Raw genomic sequence first — 23,299 nt, 5'->3', positions numbered from 1 at the left:
CCTTACATTATTGAAAACAGACCGATTGCCATCGCCAGACCGATAAGAGGCACAACCACTGTAAGCGCAGCCACCGCATTGTAGGCCGCTTTATGAGTCTCCTGACAAATGGCGCGTATAGTGGTAACCACGTAACCGTTATGCGGCAAAGAGTCGAGCGCGCCAGAAGATATGGACACGATTCGGTGAAGTTCTTCTGGCTCAACGCCTTGATCAAGATAGTGCGGAGCAACCAGAGGCAAGGCAATTGCTTGTCCACCCGATGCTGAACCCGTTAAGCCTGCAATCACACTGACCGCAATCGCTGCACCGATTAACTCGTTACCGGGGATCTGCGTCATCAGTTCTACGGTTTGTTGAAAAGCCAGCGTGCTTTTTGCGATTGAGCCAAAGCCGACTACCGCTGCGGTATTACCAATGGCCACCAACGCCCCCGTTGTGCCAAGGTTGATCGCTTGCGGCATATTGTGGAAATGCTTGTAGTTAATCAGCATTATCGTTAACACGCCACCACCCAGAGCGACAATCAAGGCAAGTTGCGCCAGCGCTTCGTGTAGCGTAAACGAGATAATAAGTACAACAAACAATGGAATTAAGCCGGTTATGGGATGCGGGTAGTCGCGTTCTGGAATGTGTGGATCATGCTCTCTGCTATCGAACGCCTCACCATTGGCAATGGCCTTGCCAATCATTTTTTTAAGCCACCAATAGCCAAAGGTGGCCATAAATATCGCCACTACTAGACTGACTTCCCAGCCAGCAAAAGGGGATGTACCTAAATATTTAATCGGGATCCAGTTCTGGATTTCGGGCGACCCGGCTGAGGTCATGGTGAATGTTACTGAGCCAAAGGCTAAGGTTGCAGGTATGAAACGTCTGGGCAGGTTAGCGTCTTTAAACAGGCTTAACGCCATGGGGTACACAGAAAAAGCGACCACAAATACGCTGACGCCACCGTAGGTCAGGATTGCACAGGCCATGACCACGGCTAACACCGCGTGCTTAAAGCCCAACTTGCCAACAATCCAGCGGGCGACCGAGTCAGCAGCGCCGGTATCTTCCATGAACTTACCGAAAATGGCCCCCAACAAGAACATGAAAAACCAACTGGCGATGAAGCCAGAGAAGCCACTCATGTAGGTTTCGACGAAATTATTGTCGCCGACAAATACGGGCAAACCACTGGTGAGTGCAACTATCAGCGCACAGGACGGCGCTGCGATGAATAGATTCATTCCACGTATGGTGAGTATAATCAGTAAAACCAGACCGCCTATCAGGCCTATCAAACTTAACATAGTGTATTCCGCTTATTGTTATTCTCGTTATCTGTAAGAGACAGATAGTCAGAATTTGAGTAAATTGTGAAGTGAACTCAGACACTTGCCCATAGTACGATGGTACTACATAAAAAAAATATCGCTTGTTTTAAAGTGAATGCAGAAGTACTCAGTTTCGATGCTGTCGTTACCGTTGTACCAGCGAAAATAAAACAACCCGATTAGCCTTATTAAAACAAAAACGAATAGGGAACCGATATGCAACACACATTAAAACACGCCAGAGGCTTTAACAAGACACTGTGCGCAAGCGCTGTCGCGATTGCCTGTTTCAGCGCTCCTATGGCCACTGCCCAAGAGCAGACGGCTGCCGTTGATAACGAAAAAAAGCTTGAACGAATTGAAGTTACCGCACGAAAAACGACTGAGTCGTTGCAGGAAGTGCCGGTGGCGATCACCTCGATTGGTGCCGGTGAGTTGTCTGAAAAGGGCATTAGTGTGCTGACCGAAATCCAGCAATTTTCACCGAACACAACGTTGCAAACCAGTCGTGGTACCAATTCAACGTTGACAGCGTTTATTCGGGGACTAGGACAGCAGGATCCGCTCTGGGGCTATGAGCCAGGGGTGGGTATTTACATAGATGATGTCTACATGGCGCGTCCACAGGGTGCCGTGCTGGATCTCCTTGACGTGCAAAGAATTGAAGTGTTACGTGGTCCACAAGGAACGCTGTATGGCAAGAATACCATTGGTGGTGCAGTAAAATATGTTACAAAAGAAATGTCGGGTGACACCCAATTTACTGCTGAGGCTACAGTAGGAAGCTACAGTCAGCGCGACATGAAATTAACCGGCCAGGTTCCCATTATCGAGGACACCGTTTATTTAGGCTTTGGCTATGCCAACTTAAATCGCGATGGTTTCGGTCAGTATCTTCAATCTGCATTGCCTGATCAGGATCGTGAAAACTACAACAAAGACCTTTGGGCGGGTCGATTGACCCTGGAAATTCGTCCTTCTGATGATCTTTTCTTCCGCCTGGGCTGGGATAAGACTGAGGACGACTCCAATGCCAAGGGGGGGTACCGTCTATTACCCAGCGTGTTGACTGACGCGCCCGTGCCCGATTCAAAATATGATTCGTACACCAGTTTACCTACCTGGAACAAAGTAGAGCTGGAGGGCTACAGCTGGCTTGCACAATACAATATGACCGATGCACTGGAACTGAAATATATCGGTTCGCATCGGGAAAGCTATTCGCCCACCAATATCGACTTTGATAACACGGCGTTGGATATTTTTGACGTGCCTGCTGAGTACGACGATTCTAACGACACCCACGAGCTTCAGGTTAACTATGTAGACACCGATTTTACACTTGTGTCTGGTTTGTATTATTACGATGGCGAGTCCTGCGGCAATTTTGACGCCATACTTGGCGTTCTGGGCCGCGCGGCTTTTGGTACACCCGGCCTGACCCGCGAAGTCAGTGGTTGTAATAACAGTGAAAGCTGGGCGGCTTACGCGCAGGTCAGTTACGACATAACTGAGCAATTATCTGTGTCCGTGGGTGCGCGATATACTGATGAAGAAAAAACCGCGAACGTTAATAATGGTCTGGTTTTCTATAATCTGTATCCATACTCAGGCTGGATCGATGGCTTTGTGCGCCCGGAAGGCGAGTTAGTACCTCAGGTGCTAGGTAACGATCCTGATGGCGATGGGGTGTTTGATGGTCCTGCAGTTGAGAGCTGGTCACAATTTACGCCGCGGGTCGGGGTGGAATATATGATGAGCCGTGACACTATGTTTTTTGCCAGCTATGCGCAAGGCTTTAAGTCAGGTACGTTTAACCCTCGTGCAACCACCAATGAGCCGGGTGTGGAGCCTGAAATTGTTGATTCCTACGAATTGGGTGTGAAAAGTGATCTGACAGACAGTTTGCGTATGAACGTCACTTTGTTCTCCTACGATCACAACGATCGTCAGTACATTGGTATTGGCAGTGATTTGAGCGATCCGACTGCGTTGAATCAACGCTTGCGAAACGCTGCAAGAACCGCCGCAAAGGGTGCTGAAATTGAAATGACCTATGTCGCTTCGGATAATTTACAATTTGATGTGGCTTATGGTTATCTTGATTTTGAAATCAAAGAAAACAATGCAGTACCTCCTATTATTGCCGCGGCGAGTACACCGGAAAACACCTTGAACGTCAGTGCAAGCTATCTGTTTGAAAGTGATATTGGCGACTTCATCTTTAACGCCAATTATTACTACCGTGATGACTACTTCTTATTTGAAACCAGTGACCTGATCCAACAGGATGCTTATGGCATGGTTAACTTAAGTGTGACCTGGGAAAGTCAGGACGGTAACTGGTATGGTGGCATTCACGCCAAAAACCTGACCGACGAAGAATACCTGGTGGGAGGCTACGATTTCGTTGTTCCCCTCGAAGGCGGTGGTTTTGGTCCTGGCTTAGGGGGTGATACTACCCTGATTGGCTACTATGGCGATCCACGTACGGTGCATTTAACCGTTGGTTATCGGTTTTAACATGACCCTGATGGGGCGGCATTAGCCGCCCTTTCTTTTACCGCTTGCAATTTACGCGCAGTTTCTCCACAGTGTAAAAAAAGAATTCTGTATTCCCATGCGTCCCAAAATACTTATTGCCGATGACCATCCTCTTTTCCGTGCTGCCATGCATTATGCGCTAGCGGATATCGTAGGCGACAACCTTATTGAAGCAGACTCTTACCCGCAAACCCACGCACGACTTAAATCTGACACAGAGATCGAGATTGTTTTTTTAGACATTAATATGCCGGGAAATGAAGGGTTGACTGGATTAAGCGAAATCAGGGCCTGTTTTCCTGACGTTATTGTGGTGATGGTGTCGGCTGAAGAGAGTCCGGATTTAATCCGCAAAGCAATCGACCTGGGGTCCAGTGGCTATATACCAAAATCTACACCACTACCAATGCTTAGTGATGCGGTGAAAAAAATTATTGAGGGCGAGCAGTGGTTACCCGATAACATCAGTAATGCATTATCAGAACTGCAAGACGATGAACAGAGCGACTTTGCGCATCGCATGGCGCAATTAACGCCGCACCAATTCACCGTGTTAAAGCTCATCTCCGATGGGTTGTTAAATAAGCAGATTGCCTATCACTTAACGATTTCTGAGTCCACCGTGAAACAACATGTGTCGGCGGTTTTGCGCAAATTGAACGTGATCAACCGCACCCAGGCGGGGATCATTTTCAAACAGCTAATGGGTAATAAATAAAGAGTGCACATCTCAACAAGCGCTTTCACTGGACCTGAACATCGTAAATATAATATGGGAGTGTCGGCCTCTTATCCGCTGTCACGCTTTACATTGTCAGGCATACATCGAGATGTTTTCGATATTGGCAACCTTTAAGAGAAAAAGAGCTGGACTGTGATATTGATTTAACGAACACAGGGGTAATTCCCATTTGTAAACCATTGATCGTTGATCTAAATGAAAGTTATTCAGCTACTATTGTTCTATGAATAGCTAAATGGGAATCGGATTTTAAATGATCCGTATTGTCAACGATTGGTTAAAACATGAAGCCGCTGGTGGCGTCATTCTTGTGTTTGCTGCAGCACTGGCGATGGTATTTGCCAACACGTCGCTACATGAGGAGTACAATCAGTTCCTCAATATTCCCGTTATCGTTAAGTTTGGTGCGTTTGAAATCGCTAAACCCCTATTGCTGTGGGTTAACGATGGCTTGATGGCCATCTTCTTTTTTCTAATAGGTCTGGAAATTAAGCGCGAGCTATTAGAAGGCCACCTTTCAGATTTTTCACAAGTGGTTTTCCCCGGGGTTGCTGCTATTGCAGGAATCATTTTCCCTGCCATTATTTATTACGGGCTAAACGTCGACGATGCAATTGCCGTTAAAGGGTGGGCTATTCCGTCAGCCACTGATATTGCGTTTGCGCTGGGCATTTTCCTGCTGATAGGCAATAAGCTGCCAACCACCTTAAAATTGTTCTTATTGAGCGTGGCTATTTTTGACGATATTGGTGCTATCGTTATCATCGCACTGTTTTATTCTCAGGAGCTGTCTGCCCTTTCCTTACAAGTCGCATTTGTAGGCCTGGTGTGTCTTTTCATCCTCAATCGATTCAACTCCAGACGTCAGGCAGCCTACATTCTGATTGGTGTAGTGGTGTGGGCTGCAGTACTAAAATCTGGGGTACATGCAACACTGGCCGGATTTGCGTTAGCCTGGTTTATTCCGTTAAAACTAAAGAACCAGGACGACCAGCCTATGCTTCCTCACCTTGAGCATACACTTCATCCGTGGGTAGCCTATTTTGTGCTGCCTCTGTTTGCTTTTGCAAATGCCGGGGTACGTCTGATTGATGTGGGCATGGAAGATCTCTTCAGCTCAATCACTGTCGGTATTGCACTTGGGTTATTTGTCGGCAAACAGGTGGGCATTTTCACAGTGTGCTGGCTCGTCGTTAAAATGGGGTTGGCGAAGCTTCCGACCGGCACAAACTGGTTGCAGGTTTATGGTGTTTCATTGCTATGCGGTATCGGTTTCACCATGAGTCTTTTCATCGGTACTCTGGCATTTGAACAACAGAGTCTGGATTATCAGCAAAATGTAAAAGTAGGCGTACTGTTTGGCTCAGTGTTATCAGCAATAGTAGGTTCAATCATTTTGTATCGCTGTAATGCTAAAAAAACATCCTCTTTTAATCAGGGACAAAAATGAAAGCAAAAACTGACGACCCACTGATCTCCCGAATTTATACCGTTGTTAGAGTGATGGTGAGACTACTTGCAATTTTGATGGCGTTGGTCATTGTGATGGGGGTAATTGATGTAGGCTGGACGATCTATCAGAAACTCATCACGCCCCCCACGTTTATTCTGACCATTTCCGATATGCTGGCCTCGTTCGGGGCCTTTATGGCGGTTCTTATTGCGATTGAGATATTGATTAATATCACAATTTACCTCAGAGAAGATGTCATTCACGTAAAAATTGTAATGGCCACGGCGCTTATGGCCATCGCCCGAAAAGTTATCGTGCTCGATTTTGCAGAGGTTTCGCCCGAATACGTTTACGGCATTGGCGTGGTGGTAATTGCCATGAGTGTCGGCTATTGGTTAATCCATCAAATCCCAAGCGATAAGCATGTTGAATAACCATGTAGCTGCACAACGGTATTAGCGTGACGCCACCAGTTCTCTGATTTTTTGCTTAAGCGCTAGCGGTTTGATGGGTTTGGGCAAGTAACCCAGCTGGGCCGAGTCGGCTTCTTCTCGAATACCCTCATTGCGATTAGCCGTTATCAGAATTCCTGGTACCGCTTGTTGCCAATGTTTTCTTAGCTGACAAGCCGCATGCGTGCCAGTTTCACCGTGATCCAGGTGGTAGTCCAGTAACATCATGGTGGGGGCGACCGGGCTTCTCGCCAGGGCTTGTGTCAAACTGGTGGCGGCAATCACCTGCGCTCCCCAATCAGTGAGTAATGCTGTCATAGCCGTGACAATTTGAGGATCATTCTCGAGCACCAGAACCGTGTCTCCCGCAAGTGGGGCAACGATCTGGTGTACTGCTTTTTTGGTGGCATGGCCGTGACTTAAAACAGCAGGAGCAGCAATCCTTGGCACATTTACCGAAAATTGCGTTCCTTGATTGACCTTTGAGTCCAATATGATCGTGTGATCTAATAACTGGCTGATGCGTTCAACAATGGTCAGCCCCAGGCCCAAGCCCTGATTTCCTTCACTGCCCTCGAGCTGATGAAACTCGTTAAAGATTTCCTTTTGCTGATGTTTGGGAATACCGGGGCCGCTGTCGATGACACAAATGTTGATGGAGTTCACTCCGCAACGTCTGACACCAACAAGGATGCCGCCAGCGCGTGTGTAACGAATAGCATTGGAGATTAGATTCTGAATAATACGACGTAACAGATTTTTATCAGAACGCACCCACACGTTAGTGCGAACGTAATTGAGATTCAGCAACTTTTGTTGTGCAATAATAGAAAACTCGGTTGCAAGGGGTTCCAGTACGTCGTCCAGCGGAAATTCGGTTATGCTGGTTGTCAGCACGCCCGATTCTAACTTTGTCATATCCAGTAACATCGATAGCAGGCCCTCCGCGCTATTCAGAGAATTCACCAGTCCCTCGGCGATTTGCGCTGTTTCGGTACCACTGGTTTTTTGCGCTAACATTGAAGCAAATAATGTCGCGGCATTAAAAGGCTGCATCAAATCGTGTCCAGCTGCTGCCAGAAAGCGTGTTTTACTCTGATTGGCTTTGTCCGCTTCCAGTCTGGCCTGATGAAGTTCCAGTGTGCGTTGCTGTACCCGTTGTTCAAGGTCATTTTTCGCCGCTTTCAATTCATCTTGAATCTGGATATATTCGGTAATGTCACTATAAGTGGTCACGTATCCGCCCGCGGGAAGAGGGTGACCGTTTAATTCAATCACTTTACCATTGTTGTGCTTGCGGACATGTTTATAACGGCTACCCGAACGCATGTAATTAACCCGTTTCTCTATTTCCGCATTTACGTCACTGCCAGCCGCCAGCAGTCCCCTCTCTGCATTAAAGTGAAGCAGGGTCTGGATGGGCATACCCACTTGCAAGTAATCCTTAGGGTAATCAAATAGTTGGACGTAGCGGGGATTCCAGGCAAGCAGACACAGCTGTTGATTTAATACACAGATACCTTGTTCAATATTTTCGACCGATGACTGTAACACTTCATGGTTAAACTGAAACGACTGTGAGGCCTCTTCTACCCATTCAACCAGGTCCGGGATCGTATCGTGCTGTGAATCTGCCAGCGCCGTTAGCAAAATGCGGGCACTGGGGTTACCCACTTGAACAGTCAGTAGTTTTTCTACTTTCAACAGTAGCGTGTGGCTGGCAAACCCCGAAGAGGTATCAGTTTGCCCACTGTAGTTAAGTTGTTTTAACAAGGCCTCGTTTGCGGCGGGCTCCAATACCTTTTGAGTGAGTTGCAACAGATCCTTAATGCGAATTGCCAGTTCCGGGAAAGGGGGATCTTTCTGCTCATTGGATTTTGTAGCGGTTTGGTGTGGAATAAGTAAACTCACTGAGACAAAAACAATACAGTTAACGACCAGGCTTAATATAAAACCATTTGCCAATTCGGTATCAGTAAGCGGCGGATCGAAATAGTAACTGGACAAGAGGCTAGGGTAAAACAACCACATTACCCAGCAGATAAATCCAGCAATCAATGCGCACTGGGCTGCAAGACGAGTACTTTTCTGCCAGTACAAGCCAAACATCATGATTGGAAAAATTTGCGCAAGTAAAGCAATGGCCACACTGCCTGTTTTAACCAGCGGTGCTGACTGACTCACGTTGATATGGTACCAGTACGCAACACTCAATACAGCGATAATGGTCACCCGACGAATAGTTAGCAGGCTGGAGGCTTGCATTGATGCCTGACGATCGCGGGTAAATGCCAGCTTTAACCATATGGGTGTGAAAAGATTATTCGCCATCATCACACCCAATGACAATGTCGCTACAATGACCATGCTGGTCGCAGCAGAAATGCCACCCAAAAATGCGATGATCGAGATTGAGGTTTGCTCGAATTGAATTGGTAAAGCAAGTACAAACGCATCTGTTTTAATGGTGTTGGTGTCTAATAAAAGCTGTCCGGCCAAAGCAATTGGCAGGATAAAAACCGTCATACCCAGTAGGTAAAGAGGGAACAGCCAACGCGCCTTACGTAATTCGTTGTCGCCATTTTGTTCGATAAAATTCATGTGAAACTGACGGGGGAGCACGAACATTGAACAAACCCCCAGCAACATGTGGCTGATGTAAACCCAGGGGGCTGCGTCAGCAAATAGAACCTGTTGACCTTTGGGCGACCTGGCTGCCTGGGCAATCAGATCAAACACGCCATCATACAAGCTGTAACAAACGAAAATACCTACCGCTGACAACGCCATTAACTTGATTAACGATTCTGCTGCAATGGTAAGGAGGAGACCAGGATGCTTGCGGGTGAGATTTAACGTTCGGGTGCCAAACAAGATTGCAAACAGCGCCATTATCGCCGCTACGTAAAGTCCCACCGCGTTCACCGTGCTGTCAGAGCCGGTTATTAAATTTATACTCTCTGTGATGGCATCCAATTGAAGCGCAATATAGGGAACGACCCCAATAAAACAAAGAAGTGAGACAATGGCGGCCAACAGATGGCTATTGCGGTACTGTAGTCCAATCAGATCGGCGAGTGAACTGACATTGTGTTGCTGGCAAAGGCGACTGACTTTTCGCAATACACCGAAACCTAACAACATTGTCACTATGATGCCAGAATAGGTGGGCACGACCGCCCAGCCGTACTGAGATGCCTGCGTGATAGTGCCGAAAAAAGCCCAGGATGTGCAGTGCACGCCAAGACCCAGACTGTATAAAACAGGGTGTTGTTGGTTATCCCTGAGGTTTTTTTCGCCCCAGAATGCAATCAGAAATAAAACGACCAGATAGGCTACAACCAGCAGGCCGACGGTCCAGAGAGTCAACATCGTTAGCGTAAATCAGCTTTTTTTATTATCGTTTCAACCTAGCATAATTTAATCAATGTGTATTGAAATTAATTCTCTTATGCTTTTTTCAAAATTCCCGGTAAACCGACTTTGCTGACAGTAGTTTATGGCTGAACAACCTCTATCGATTTTTCTGCAGCTTGCGGTTAGTCTATTGGCATTCCGAGGAAGGCTTTTCGCTATTGCGATTAGATAGAGTGTGAAGTTGTAAATAGGATGCACTGGTGTGGCAAAAATGAAAAAACGGCTTCCTATGGAAGCCGTTTATCAAAACCAGGTTAAGGACCTGGGACCATGTTGACCTTATAACGAAAATTTATTCGGTCATTTTTAAACGAACTAAATACGGTCGTTTAATTCACTAGCAAGAGCCGAATCCATCAAGCCATTCTCTGAAACCCATGCTCGCAACGTTTTGCCGTCATTCTCAGGGCTGTTTAATTGGCTCTTAGGCATTTTCTTGACCAGCAAGGTACCAGACTCGACTGCGTTGTTTAGAAAAGCAGTACGTAACAGGCTTTGCCCATCGCAAGAAATGCCAGTGTAATAATCTTGTAGTTTCAGGCGGTAATCAGTTTCCACCTTTTTCATTTTTTTACGCAGCTCACCTTTATCGTCTACTTTCACGATATTACAGATGTTGGCTAATTCAGATTCAATATTGGCTTGTGCTGCACCAGCAAAAACTAAAGATGCTGTAGCGAAGACGATAGAAGTTTTAACAATTTTCAACATAGTCATTTCCTCAAAAATTTATTCGTCGTTTTGTCGACGACGCGGATTAAACTGGAATTTATAGGTCAAGCAAAAGCAGTTAAGCGATACATTGTTATAAAGCCAAATACCCATTGTGAGCAGCGGGAGCAGCTGGTTCAGACCAAAAGCACTGTTGCTGACAAAAAATGCAACAGTAACCTATTGCAACACTTCGCATTTATTCAACCGACAGCACGGCGTCATTCTTAAGAAAAAATATTCAGCAGGGCCTGAACAAAAATAAATTTTTAGCGACAGCAACTAATTTTGTTTTTAGCCGGCTTAAAAAAACGCCGTTATTTCAGCGACTGTTAAGAGCAAGAAAATGGAGGGTACGGTGACCCCAGCTCTTCTGTCACAAATTGAGTAACGCGTCATGACCAGTGACCAGACGTAACCCCTTTCGATATCCCCGTATAATTTCCACAAAAATTTCAGGGTCACACTTGAAGCCCTATAATCTAACCCCATTAATAGGCCCAACACAGATTTTGAACCTGTTTTATGCAGGTTCATTTCGATGAAATTTAAACGTAAGCAATTTTATGCCGATGATCGCACTATCCGGAGGTAAACATGAGTGACAAGCGTGATGAGCAGGCGCAGACCGAAGAGCAACCAGTAGACTCTGTAGAGCAACTTGCTGAAGAAAATGACGCGGCTCAGGGTGCACAAGGTGAAGCAGACGTTGAGATGCGTGACGAGGTAAGTCAACAGGTGTACGAACTGCAAAACGCATTGAATGACGCGCACAATACTATCAAAGAACAGCAGGAAAGCGTGTTACGTGCCCGGGCTGATATGGAAAATGCCCGCCGTCGTGCTGAAACAGAGGTGGAGAAGGCGCGCAAATTTGCACTTGAGCGTTTTGCCGGCGAACTCCTACCGGTTATTGATAATCTTGAGCGCGCTATCGAAGTGAGTGATGCCAGTAACGAGGCGATCAAACCCCTACTTGAGGGTGTGGAGATGACGCATAAGTCGTTTCTATCCACTATCGAAAAGTTTGGAATGACATTAATTGACCCCCAGGGTGAACAGTTTAATCCTGAACTTCATCAAGCGATGGCGATGCAGGAAAGTGCAGAGCATGAGCCAAACACAGTTATGGCTGTTATGCAGAAAGGCTATGAAATCAATGGCCGCCTGTTACGCCCCGCGATGGTAATGGTATCACGAGCACCTAGCAGCGGCGTTGATACAGAGGCCTAATTGAAGTTTTTTTCATTAGTAACTATTGAAATCGTGAGTGAATAACCCCACTCACAATGCAGCATTAAGTACGATTTTATTGGAGACACGTTATGGGTAGAATCATCGGTATCGATTTAGGTACAACGAATTCATGTGTCGCAGTTCTAGACGGCGACAAACCGCGCGTTATTGAAAACGCTGAAGGCGACCGCACAACGCCTTCCATCATTGCTTATACCAATGATGGCGAAACATTGGTGGGACAGCCGGCTAAACGCCAGGCGGTAACAAACCCTAACAATACTTTATTTGCCATCAAACGTCTGATTGGACGTCGTTGGGAAGATAAGGAAGTTCAGCGCGATATCGACATCATGCCTTATAAAATTACCAAGGCGGATAATGGTGATGCCTGGGTTGAGGCAAAAGGCCAGAAAATGGCTCCTCCTCAAGTATCTGCTGAAGTTTTGAAAAAAATGAAGAAGACCGCCGAAGATTTCTTGGGCGAAGAAGTAACTGCAGCGGTAATCACGGTACCTGCTTACTTTAACGATTCTCAGCGTCAGGCGACAAAAGATGCGGGTCGAATTGCCGGGTTAGAAGTTAAGCGTATCATCAATGAGCCCACTGCGGCTGCGCTAGCTTACGGAATGGATAAGAAAAAAGGCGACAACGTCGTTGCGGTTTATGATTTAGGTGGTGGCACCTTCGATATTTCCATCATTGAAATCGACGTTGTTGACGGTGAGCACACCTTCGAGGTATTAGCCACTAACGGTGATACTCACTTAGGTGGTGAAGATTTTGATAACCGCATGATCACGTATCTGGTTGAAGAATTTAAGAAAGATCAGGGCATAGACTTACGTAAAGATCCATTAGCTATGCAGCGTCTTAAAGAAGCCGGTGAGAAAGCAAAAATCGAATTGTCTTCAGCTCAGCAGACAGAAGTGAACCTGCCATATATCACTGCTGACGGTTCAGGCCCTAAGCATTTAGCCATTAAGGTAACGCGTGCCAAGCTCGAATCTCTGGTTGAAGACATGGTTAAAAATTCACTTGAGCCAGTTAAAAAAGCGCTTGCTGATGCAGACCTTTCTGTGAGTGATATTCACGATATCATTCTGGTAGGTGGACAGACGCGGATGCCGTTGGTTCAGAAATACGTAACCGACTTTTTCGGCAAAGAGCCACGTAAAGATGTAAACCCTGATGAAGCAGTGGCGGTAGGTGCGGCAATCCAGGGTGGTGTATTAGCTGGTGATGTTAAAGATGTATTGTTGTTGGATGTAACCCCGCTTTCTCTTGGTATTGAAACCATGGGCGGCGTGATGACAGCATTGATCGAAAAGAACACGACTATCCCGACTAAGAAGTCGCAAACTTTCTCAACGGCTGAAGACAACCAGTCGGCAGTAACTGTGCATGTACTTCAGGGTGAGCGTAAACAAGCGTCCGGCAACAAGTCTCTGGGTCAGTTTAACCTGGAAGGAATTCGTCCGGCTGCTCGCGGGGTACCGCAAATCGAAGTGACCTTCGACATTGATGCTGACGGCATTTTACACGTATCAGCGAAAGATAAAGATACGGGTAAAGAGCAGAAAATCACTATCAAGGCGTCTTCTGGTTTAAGCGATGAAGAAGTCGAAAAAATGGTAGCGGATGCCGAAGCCAACAAAGATGCAGATAAGAAGTTTGAAGAGCTTATTCAGACGCGTAATCAGGCTGACGGCATGATTCACGCAACGCGTAAGCAATTGGACGAAGTCGGCGATGCACTCAGTGCTGAGGACCGTGCACCTATCGAGTCTGCGTTATCAGACCTTGAAAGTGCCGTTAAAGGCGAAGACAAAGCTGCTATCGAAGCTAAGACGCAAGCATTGGTTGAGGCGTCAGGTAAGCTGATGGAAGCGGCGCAAGCGAAAGCCGGTCAGCCGGGTGCTGAGTCCGGCGCACAGGAAGAGGCAAGCGCTAAAGCTGATGATGACGTTGTTGACGCTGAATTTGAAGAAGTGAAAGACGACGATAAGAAGTAAGCTGAAAACTCGCTCGGCAGTTAATCTGGCGGGCGAAATCAGTTAGGCGCAGCAGGGAATGCCTTGTTGCGCCTTTGTTTTGTTTAGCTTTACGACGCCAAAGAGCAGTTAAAGTACATATCCGGACAGGGTATGAAGAAAGGGTAGGAAAGTAACCGATATGTCTAAACGTGATTACTACGAAGTCCTGGGAGTCGAGAAGGGCGCCGGTGAACGCGAGATTAAGAAAGCGTATAAAAAACTGGCGATGAAGTATCACCCGGATCGCACACAGGGTGACAAGTCTCTCGAAGAGAAATTCAAAGAAATCCAGGAAGCGTATGAAATCTTAATGGATCCGAGAAAACGTGCTGCCTACGATCAATACGGGCACGCCGGCGTCGACCCTAACCGCGGCGGAGGCGGTTTTGGCGGTAGTGCCGATTTCGGTGATATATTTGGCGATGTATTCGGTGACATTTTTGGCGGCGGTCGAGGCGGGCGTCAGTCTCGCGCACGACAGGGTTCAGACTTACGTTACAATCTCGAGCTGTCGTTGGAAGAAGCGGTGCGTGGTAAAGACGTTGAGATTCGCGTACCCACCCTGGTTGAATGTGATGTCTGTCATGGCTCCGGCGCGAAGAAGGGGACGTCACCGACCACCTGTCCAACTTGTCATGGTAACGGCCAGGTGCAAATGCGTCAGGGCTTTTTTGCTGTCCAGCAAACCTGTCCTACCTGTTCAGGAAAAGGCAAGATCATTAGTGATCCCTGCAATAACTGTCATGGCCATGGACGCACTGAAAAAACCAAAACCTTGTCGGTCAAAATACCACCAGGTGTGGATACCGGCGATCGCATTCGCTTAACCGGTGAAGGTGAAGCGGGTGAAAATGGAGCGCCAGCAGGCGATCTTTATGTTCAGGTGCACGTTCGAGAGCACAAAATTTTCCAACGTGATGGCAGCAACCTGTTTTGCGAGGTACCACTGAGCTTTACTACGGCGGCGCTTGGTGGCGAACTGCAGGTGCCAACACTGGATGGTAAAGTGAAGTTGAAAGTCAGCCCTGAAACGCAAACCGGACGTATGTTCCGTTTACGTGGCAAAGGCGTTAAGTCTGTGCGCAGTGGCGTCACGGGTGATTTAATGTGTAAGGTTGTCGTTGAAACCCCTGTTAATCTGTCTTCACGCCAAAAAGAACTGCTCAAAGAATTTGAAGAATCAATGGGCAGCGGCAGCGATAAAGCTAAGCATCGTCCCAAGGAACAAGGATTCTTTGATGGCGTTAAGAAGTTTTTTGACGATCTGACCAACTAAACACAATAATAAAACGTTGAAAGCCCTAATTTTTAGGGCTTTTTTCGTTGTACGGCAACAACCTTATCTCTTATTATGGGGTATACAGATTGTTTAGATAATAAATTCGATAAAGGAAATAAGATGAAAATACGGAGCAAGTTTTTAGTCGTTTCGTTATCAGCGCTGGCGCTTGCGTTACCTGTCGCGGCAAAGGTAATTGAAGTGAAATCAGAAAAAGAAGCGCGAAATGCCGTCGAGAATCGTAAAGCGCTATTTACGCTGATGAAAGACAACATGGGCCCCCTGGGGGCCATGGCAAGAGGCAAAATTCCTTACGATGAGGCAGTACTGCAAACGAACAGTCTCAGGTTGCAGCAACTTGGCGACATGATGTATGACTATTTATTAGTTGATACGCGCAAGTTTGATGTTAACTCCCATGCTAAACCTGCTTTGTGGGAAAACGTCAGTGATGCTGAAGAAAAGATTGATGGCTTCAAAAAAGCGGCGAACAATCTTGGCCGCGTCGTTGCTGCAGGCGATGACTCGCAATATCGAAACGCAATCGGTCAGGTAGGTAGCGCTTGCAAAGCCTGCCACGACGACTACAAAGATGACTAGTAAAAAGAAGCGTCAATATACTTAAGTTAACTACATCAGCGTCAGGCGGAAGCCGGAGGCTGGTGGTCTCATGTCTCCCATACGTAATTCAGCCTTCATGTATATTAAAAAGTTATACCCTGACTTGCAGCCATAATTATATCTTATCGTATTAACGGGGATACGCCCTAATCCACTGGCATACTCATAAACCAGTAAATATGTCTTTTGTTTACGCTTAACCAATTGAAAGTCAACACCAATCTGTTCTATCCTTTTTCTATACATATTAAAAACTTAATTCTCTGAATTTCCGTACAGAATAAACTTCGTACAATGACTTTTTTATGTCAGCTTAATTGTTTTCCATAACTAGATTAGTTACGTTTGAACAACTGCCAGCACTAAACTAAAGGCTAAGGAAATAAATTTTGTGAGTAAATCTGAACGTTGGTCGCGATTAACTTCACTTATATCTGATGTCATTCTTACTTTGGACGTAGATGGCGCTCTGGTTGTCACCATGGCGGATCAGCTTGACGAAGGAACCGTCCTTTCTGGGATGATGAATAACAATGCGGCTGCGGGAAGAATTAAGCTGTCAGGCGATGCCAGAAAAATTTGTGCACGCGCTGTTACATCAGTCGACATAGCTGGCGAATTGATTGACTGGCCTGAAACGTTAACCTCAGCTGCGTCTGCATTTATTCACTTTATAAAACTTCCCACCTATTGCAGCGGCGACGGGTTATATGTGGTGGTTATTTCATCGAAACCACTTTCTACTCAACAGTTGCAGAACTTGACGAACCTTGTAGACACATTCAGTGCAGAGAACCGGCAAGTTGATGAAAACGAAAATAATCTGTTATCACTGCACAAGCGTGTAGCTGAACTTACTCAAACCGGAGGCTGTCAGTTTTTCGTACAATCAGCGGATTTTCTCGTTACGCAAGAATTTGCCAACTTGCTCAATCTGACCAGCCGTACTTATTTCTCGTTGCGTCATGGATTGAACAAGGTTTCACCAACTGACCGCAAAAGCATTGTTACCAATATTCGCCATGTAATGCAGAACCAGCATTCTGCCCAGCATGATTTCAAACTAAGAACAAACGAAAAAGAACGCTGGTTGCGACTAACGCTGACACCATGTCTGGAAAAGCAACACCTTGTCAGTGTTATCGCCACCTTGCAGGATATTACTGAGGCTTATCAAAAAACGTCAACCGAGCAAAATTACACAGAATATCTGATTAATATTCTGGACAACCTAAATGATGCGGTGGTGACGCTGGATGGCTTCGGTACCATTATTATGGTCAACCAAACCATCGAAAAAGTGTTTGGTTTTTCTCCCGACGCCCTGTTAGGGCACGACATTTCGGTGCTTATTCCTGAAGAATTCTCTGATATTCAGTCGACCAGCATTAATAGCAATCAAGCTAAAACCAAGTCTCTTTTCTTTGCCCCAAACAAAGAGCTGACGGCACGACACAAAAACGGCCACACTTTCCCGATTGAGCTGTCACTGACAGAAGTCATCCTGGACGGCCAACGACGTTATATAGGGATCATTAGAGATGTTACAGAACGCAAGGAGGCCATTGATAACATATTTAAAATTGCCTTTTTCGACGATGTGACTCAATTGGCGAACTTTAAATCGTTCGAAAAAGATTTAAGAAAGCTGATTGCTCAAGCCAGGGTGGCGAATGCGCAAATTTATTGCTGTATGATTGATATCGATAAATTCGCACAATATAACCTGTTATTCGGCAAGGAGACGGGTGACCAGATTCTGAAGATAACCGGGAGCAGAATTAAAAAATTGTTGAGCTCCAGTTTCCGTGCCTACCGTAAAAATGCCGATCGGTTTCTTATTCTACATTTAAGCCCCATTGTTACACCCGCGAAAGAAACGAATCAACAACGGCTTTCGCAGCTGAATCTCATTGAAGAAATTGAACAAAAATTGTTACACGATCTCGCTCAGGATATTTCTTTCCAGGGGGATAACCATTCGTTAAAGTGCTCTTTGTCATCGGTGCATATCGATAGTCAGCAATCTTCCTTTGAGAAAGTGATCGGCGTATTAGAATTTGGCAGGAAGCGGGCCAAGCAAAGCGGCCATGTTGGTCCAGTTGCTTTTGAAAAGTCAGCATACGAAGAGTACGAGCGCCATCAGTACATCGCACAATCGTTTAACCGTGCACTTACCGAGAACGAATTTTTTATTGTTCTGCAACCACAGTACAATCGCAATGGAGAGCTTATCTGCTCTGAGGTGTTATTACGGTGGCAGCATGCTGCGATTGGAATGATAAGTCCGGCAGAATTCATTCCTATCGCTGAAGAGAGTGACGCGATACTTGAAATTGGCTACTGGGTACTCAATGAAGCCTGCAGAGTGCTGGCTGAGTGTCATGAAAAAGACTTGTTAGTTAAACTTGCGGTGAATATCAGTGCACAACAAATCGCTCGTGCAGACTTTGCTGAACGGCTTATTGCAATCATCTCAAAATGGGGCGTCGATTCCGCCAATCTGGTGTTAGAACTGACAGAAACTACGCTGGTAGAGAGTATTGATAAGGTCAGACTGCACATAGAAAAGCTCTCAAAAATGGGTTTTTCATTTTCTATCGACGACTTTGGCACTGGTTATTCCAGCTTGAGTTATCTTAAAGCGTTACCTATTGCTGAACTCAAAATTGACCGTTATTTTGTAGACGAGATCACGTCTACCAATCAAAATTTTCCTATTGTTAATACGATAATTGAGATGGCCCAGGCATTGGGTTTAAGAACGGTCGCTGAAGGAATAGAAAATGATATTCAAATGGATTACCTGATCCAGCATGGCTGTGATATTTTTCAAGGCTTCCATTTAGGCATGCCCATTCCCGAAGATAAATGGGTGTCACTGATGAGTGCGTCGTTTATCAACAGTGAGAACTATTAGATCGCTTCAATTGAAAAATTGTTTTTGCCCTGACGCTTGATATCATACATGGCAGCATCCGCCTTGTTGATCAACTCCTTTGCCGAAGCCTTATTTCGTTCGGAAACGGCGATACCGATACTGGCACCTAACTCCACTGTTAGGTTATTTGAACACTGATATTCGGAAATGGCCTCCAGCATACGCTTGGCAACTTCTGTTGCCTGGTTGGCCGATTCGATATCAGGCAGCATTACCACAAACTCATCACCGCCCATTCGAGAAACCGCATCACAGGCACGCACTTCAGCTTTTAAGAGCTTTGCTACCGTCTTTAGCACTTTATCACCCTCTGCATGACCATAAGTATCATTGACCATTTTGAAGCCATCTAAATCGATGAATAACACAGCAATAAAGTGGTTTTCTAACAATTGAGTACAGGCTTTTTCGAGCTCACTGTGAAAGGTAGTGCGGTTCAATAAACCGGTTAAGGTATCTCGTTGGGATGCCAGCGCCAGTTTTTGTAAATCACGTTGTCTGGCCATCTTCTCTTCATGTCGCTTGATGGCATGAGAAATGTTGTTGGAGACAAAGGTCAGCAAGTTTACATCTGACTCATCGAACTGTACTTGTTCGGTATAGCTTTGAATGACTATCGCACCAAATACCTCGTCCGAGGTAATCAGTGGTACGCCAAGCCACGAAGTGGCATTTAACTTATTTGCTACCCGTTCACCCCTTAAACAAAGCTGGCGAATGTCCTCACCGGTTAGCAACGTAGGTCTACCACTATCCAGTACTAATTCTGTAAAGCCACGTCCTAATGGTCGCGCGGGAGGCTCACCTGTTAAATCATCAAGCAACCCTGCGGTATCGCGAAAATAAACGAATTCGAGTTCCTGCCGTGCAGAATTAAGCCGCGCAATAAAAAAGTTTGTGGTGTCAACGATACTTGATAGTGAGGTGCATATGCCTTCGTAAAAAACACTGATATCCAGCGTATCATCATGCGATAGCTCAGAAATTTCATACATCACATGTGACAAGTCTTTAGCGCGTCGATTAGTGCTGACACGTTTTTTAAGTGCAGAAATTATCTCCTTATATTCCAGAGCTTTATCAGCAATTCCTTGCTGGTAACCATCTTTATACCCGAGCTGGTAATCATCCTTTTTGTTCTTTGAAGGTGGGGTAGTAAACTTCACTATATACAACTTCTTTTAAGGTAAATATTGACTCATATTGAACTCACTCATGGTGACATTCTGTAACGACGCGAAAAGTAAGCATGTTTGGACTATTCACACTCTTACCCTCCAAACCAACCAAGATCATTGAGCAACGTTTAATAGAGGTTCAGAATATTTATTCATTACGAAAAAAACATGAAAGAGATTAATAAAAGAAGGTGATAAAATCGGTAAAGTGAAAACGCGTCGATCGCCGCCGACTAAGGCGCTGAATGGCGGCGATGGTTAAGGGGAGAAATCATATGACCTGGAAGGCGATAATATCGCATCTGCGGTCAGCAATACTCCAGAAGTTCGGGTTTGGTTACCACGTCGGCGCGTTGCTGATAATCCAGTAAATTACCACAGCAATAACTGCACAGATAAACAACGCACGACCTGAATGAGAGGAATCTATCGGCGGAGCGTCAGTGGCTTTTTTACCATGAATCATGGCGTTGATTAGAGGCTGCTTTTTGATCAATACGTAAAACAATACCGCAGTAATGTGCAAAGCGACTACAGCTAAGATTACGTCAAAAAATGTATGATGTACCCAGCTGGCGTAACTTTGAACCGAAGCGTCAACCAAATGATAAAACGGCCCATCCCAGAATATTTCGTCAGACATAAAAAGTCCGCTGACAGCTTGCGCTATCAGCAGCGTAAGCATGATGATGACAGACCAGCCGCCTACCGCGTTATGACCTGCATTTGCACGCCTGGCAGCTTTTCTGCCAGCCACATAAGCTTTGATTTTGCCGGGTCCAACTAAAAATTGAGCAAAGCGCGCGTAAAGTGGCCCTGTAAATCCCCATATAAGGCGAAAAATTAGTAATCCGATGGTAAAGTAGCCTAGATAGAAATGCCACTGCATGGCATTGTCCATTACTTCTGCAGTGATATACTGGCCAGATAAACTGGCAACCAGCAACCAGTGAAATGCGCGTGTGGGCCAATCCCAGATAAGCTTTATTTTCATGCTTTTTTAGTGTACATACTTATTCGATAATGACAGCTTACCACAGCTTATCAACGGGCTACCGCTAAAGCTTAGTTTTTTCTCCCCGCAATCCATAGTTGCCGTGTTACTATCTTTGCTTTATTTTTCCATTCAGTTTTTGATAACAACAACGGCAAATAGAATGAATGTAGGTATTTTTGGCGCGAACGGACGTATGGGCCGGGTGTTAATTGAAGCGGTGCAGGAGAGCAGTGAAACTACTCTTACACTGGCTACGGTGCGCGACGACTCTCCCTGGATAGGCATGAACGTAGGTGATGTGGCAGGCGTTCGCAATCAAACGATAGCCTGTACCGGCATTTCCACCATACAGCCTGACGATGTGGACGTCATGATTGACTTCACATTGCCCGCAGCATTCGAACACAACGTAAATTGGTGTGTGTGCAATGTCGTTCCTTTAGTGTTAGGCACAACTGGCTTGAATCAGGCTCAGGAGCAGATACTTAAGGATGCAGCCATAACCATCCCAATTGTTTACGCAGCTAACTATAGTGTAGGCGTTAATGTAATGCTTGCGCTGGTTAAACAAGCGGCGAAAGCGCTGGGCGAGACTGCAGATATTGAAATTAGTGAAGCGCATCATCGTTTCAAGCAGGATGCGCCCAGCGGTACTGCAATCGCGATTGGTAAAGTGATTGCAGATGAGCTCAAGCGTGATTTAGATGACTGCGCGGTGTATGGCAGAGAAGGCAAGTCACCTGTTAGAGACCACAATACCATAGGCTTTGCCACAGTGAGAGCGGGGGATATCGTCGGCGAACACACCGCGTTGTTTGCTGACATTGGTGAACGCTTAGAAATCACCCACAAAGCATCCAGTCGTCTGACGTTTGCGAAAGGAGCGGTGCGGGCAGCCGAGTGGCTTGTGCAGAAAAAACCTGGCTTGTATTCAATGTCAGATGTTCTGGGGTTAGCAGAAAGTTGAGTGTAATTGGTACTTTTACGGCTCAAAAGTGAAAATGACAACAAGCCGCTTGTTTTTTACAAACTTCGAAATCCAATTAGACCTTCTTAATTAAGTCATATATAATAATCGGAATTTGCCAAATTTCCGCGCTGAATCGCTGTACAGCGCAATTTTATTAGCTGCAAAGTTCTGTAAACGGGATGTAACTTCACCATTACCTCCCGTTTTTTATGAGGTTTAAGTTAGATACATGCTTAAACCCTTGATTATGATTAATCTGGAGGTTGACTTGGCTAATTCTGCCCTTTTGGTGCTCGAAGATGGGTCGATATTTAAAGGCACTGCTATTGGTGCTGAGGGGATCGCCGTCGGAGAAGTGGTTTTTAATACTTCAATGACTGGCTATCAAGAAATTCTCACTGACCCCTCCTACGCTGAACAAATCATCACACTCACTTATCCTCATATTGGTAACACCGGAACAAATCCTGAAGACGTTGAAGCAGATACTATCTGGTCAAAAGGACTAGTCATTCGCGATTTGCCGCTTGTTTCCAGTAATTTTCGCAATCAACAAAGCCTGACTGATTATTTAAAAGCAAAAAACGTCGTCGGAATTGCTGATATCGATACGCGCCGTTTAACCCGCATATTACGCGATAAGGGTGCCCAGAATGGGTGCATCATTTGCGGAGATAATCTGGACGAAGCGCTTGCATTGGACAAGGCCAAATCGTTTCCCGGCTTGAAAGGGATGGATTTAGCCAAAGAGGTTTGTACTAAAGAAGTCAAGCAGTGGACGGGTGGCGCCTGGGTACTGGGCGACGGTTATCAATCGTTAACTGATGCCAGGTATCATGTTGTGGCCTACGATTACGGGGTTAAACACAATATTCTGCGGATGCTGGTCGATAGAGGCTGCAAAATTACCTTGGTGCCAGCGCAAACCCCAGCATCAGAAGTGTTAGCAATGAATCCTGATGGGGTATTTCTATCTAACGGACCTGGTGACCCAGAGCCGTGTGATTATGCGATAAATGCAATCAGAGAAATTGTTGAGAAGAATGTTCCTACCTTTGGTATTTGTCTGGGACATCAATTACTGGCACTGGCCAGTGGTGCGAAAACCACCAAAATGAAATTTGGCCATCACGGTGCCAACCACCCGGTTCAGGATCTGAATAGCAAGAAAGTGATGATTACCAGTCAGAATCACGGCTTTGCTGTTGAAGAAGAAGGGTTGCCGGATAATCTGGAGGTGACGCACATTTCGTTGTTCGATAAATCTTTACAAGGTATTCACCGTAAAGATAAGCCTGCCTTTAGTTTCCAGGGGCACCCGGAAGCCAGTCCTGGGCCACAGGAAGCCAGCGAGCTTTTTGATCACTTTATCGAATTAATTGAACAATCAAAGCAGTAGG

At 45.8% G+C, this 23,299-nt stretch carries 16 protein-coding genes; 11 read left to right on the top strand and 5 right to left on the bottom strand.

The window, feature by feature from the left end:
• Nucleotides 1-2: 2 nt before the first annotated feature.
• Nucleotides 3-1,298: a GntP family permease gene (locus tag HCJ96_RS02285; RefSeq protein WP_169209395.1), complete on the bottom strand. Its 1,296-nt coding sequence runs from the start codon at nucleotides 1,296-1,298 to the stop codon at nucleotides 3-5.
• A 240-nt stretch (nucleotides 1,299-1,538) separates the two neighbouring features.
• Between HCJ96_RS02285 and HCJ96_RS02280 the strand changes: the two genes are divergently transcribed.
• The 4 genes from HCJ96_RS02280 (at nucleotide 1,539) to HCJ96_RS02265 (ending at nucleotide 6,495) form a co-directional block, all read left to right on the top strand.
• Entirely contained in the window at nucleotides 1,539-3,845 is a 2,307-nt protein-coding gene (locus HCJ96_RS02280; protein ID WP_169209394.1) for a TonB-dependent receptor, read from the top strand.
• A gap of 97 nt (nucleotides 3,846-3,942) precedes the next feature.
• Nucleotides 3,943-4,584 carry a response regulator gene (locus HCJ96_RS02275; RefSeq protein ID WP_169209393.1) on the top strand — a complete coding sequence of 214 codons (642 nt, stop codon included), beginning with the start codon at nucleotides 3,943-3,945 and terminating at the stop codon, nucleotides 4,582-4,584.
• A 277-nt stretch (nucleotides 4,585-4,861) separates the two neighbouring features.
• Nucleotides 4,862-6,058 carry a Na+/H+ antiporter NhaA gene (nhaA, locus tag HCJ96_RS02270; RefSeq protein WP_169209392.1) on the top strand — a complete coding sequence of 399 codons (1,197 nt, stop codon included), beginning with the start codon at nucleotides 4,862-4,864 and terminating at the stop codon, nucleotides 6,056-6,058.
• Nucleotides 6,055-6,495, top strand: coding sequence for a phosphate-starvation-inducible PsiE family protein (locus HCJ96_RS02265; RefSeq protein ID WP_169209391.1), 441 nt, complete (start codon nucleotides 6,055-6,057; stop codon nucleotides 6,493-6,495). The genes nhaA and HCJ96_RS02265 overlap by 4 nt, the downstream gene beginning before the upstream one ends.
• Before the next feature lie 21 nt (nucleotides 6,496-6,516).
• Here HCJ96_RS02265 and HCJ96_RS02260 read toward each other — a convergent pair whose 3' ends face one another.
• Nucleotides 6,517-9,885, bottom strand: coding sequence for a PAS domain-containing hybrid sensor histidine kinase/response regulator (locus HCJ96_RS02260; RefSeq protein WP_169209390.1), 3,369 nt, complete (start codon nucleotides 9,883-9,885; stop codon nucleotides 6,517-6,519).
• 360 nt (nucleotides 9,886-10,245) lie between these two features.
• A complete protein-coding gene (locus HCJ96_RS02255) occupies nucleotides 10,246-10,641 on the bottom strand; it encodes a DUF3718 domain-containing protein (RefSeq protein WP_169209389.1) in 396 nt (131 codons plus the stop codon).
• A 597-nt stretch (nucleotides 10,642-11,238) separates the two neighbouring features.
• Here HCJ96_RS02255 and grpE point away from each other — a divergent pair.
• The 5 genes from grpE (at nucleotide 11,239) to HCJ96_RS02230 (ending at nucleotide 18,733) form a co-directional block, all read left to right on the top strand.
• Entirely contained in the window at nucleotides 11,239-11,874 is a 636-nt protein-coding gene (grpE, locus tag HCJ96_RS02250; RefSeq protein WP_169209388.1) for a nucleotide exchange factor GrpE, read from the top strand.
• A 92-nt stretch (nucleotides 11,875-11,966) separates the two neighbouring features.
• Nucleotides 11,967-13,892, top strand: a complete 1,926-nt coding sequence (gene dnaK / locus HCJ96_RS02245; protein ID WP_169209387.1) for a molecular chaperone DnaK — start codon at nucleotides 11,967-11,969, stop codon at nucleotides 13,890-13,892.
• A 160-nt stretch (nucleotides 13,893-14,052) separates the two neighbouring features.
• Nucleotides 14,053-15,189: a molecular chaperone DnaJ gene (gene dnaJ / locus HCJ96_RS02240; protein ID WP_169209386.1), complete on the top strand. Its 1,137-nt coding sequence runs from the start codon at nucleotides 14,053-14,055 to the stop codon at nucleotides 15,187-15,189.
• 123 nt (nucleotides 15,190-15,312) lie between these two features.
• Nucleotides 15,313-15,792 (top strand): c-type cytochrome, encoded by a 480-nt coding sequence (locus HCJ96_RS02235; RefSeq protein WP_169209385.1) that lies wholly within the window; start codon nucleotides 15,313-15,315, stop codon nucleotides 15,790-15,792.
• Nucleotides 15,793-16,204: 412 nt separating this feature from the next.
• Nucleotides 16,205-18,733, top strand: a complete 2,529-nt coding sequence (locus HCJ96_RS02230; RefSeq protein ID WP_169209384.1) for an EAL domain-containing protein — start codon at nucleotides 16,205-16,207, stop codon at nucleotides 18,731-18,733.
• Here HCJ96_RS02230 and HCJ96_RS02225 read toward each other — a convergent pair.
• Both HCJ96_RS02225 and HCJ96_RS02220 read right to left on the bottom strand, forming a co-directional pair.
• Nucleotides 18,730-19,920 (bottom strand): diguanylate cyclase, encoded by a 1,191-nt coding sequence (locus HCJ96_RS02225; RefSeq protein WP_169209383.1) that lies wholly within the window; start codon nucleotides 19,918-19,920, stop codon nucleotides 18,730-18,732. The genes HCJ96_RS02230 and HCJ96_RS02225 overlap by 4 nt on opposite strands.
• Nucleotides 19,921-20,269: 349 nt before the next feature.
• Nucleotides 20,270-20,926 carry a cytochrome b/b6 domain-containing protein gene (locus HCJ96_RS02220; RefSeq protein ID WP_169209382.1) on the bottom strand — a complete coding sequence of 219 codons (657 nt, stop codon included), beginning with the start codon at nucleotides 20,924-20,926 and terminating at the stop codon, nucleotides 20,270-20,272.
• A gap of 163 nt (nucleotides 20,927-21,089) precedes the next feature.
• Here HCJ96_RS02220 and dapB point away from each other — a divergent pair, with 163 nt between their 5' ends.
• Together dapB and carA are read left to right on the top strand one after the other, a co-directional pair.
• On the top strand, nucleotides 21,090-21,896 hold the full coding sequence (gene dapB, locus HCJ96_RS02215; RefSeq protein ID WP_169209381.1) for a 4-hydroxy-tetrahydrodipicolinate reductase: 807 nt from the start codon (nucleotides 21,090-21,092) through the stop codon (nucleotides 21,894-21,896).
• A gap of 271 nt (nucleotides 21,897-22,167) precedes the next feature.
• Nucleotides 22,168-23,298, top strand: coding sequence for a glutamine-hydrolyzing carbamoyl-phosphate synthase small subunit (carA, locus tag HCJ96_RS02210; RefSeq protein WP_169209380.1), 1,131 nt, complete (start codon nucleotides 22,168-22,170; stop codon nucleotides 23,296-23,298).
• The last annotated feature ends 1 nt before the right edge of the window (nucleotide 23,299 follow it).

The sequence above is a fragment of the Alteromonas ponticola genome (assembly GCF_012911815.1).
Taxonomy (GTDB): Bacteria; Pseudomonadota; Gammaproteobacteria; order Enterobacterales; family Alteromonadaceae; genus Alteromonas; species Alteromonas ponticola.
Note: the sequence above shows the minus strand (reverse complement) of the source record. Positions and strands in the feature narration are given on the sequence as shown.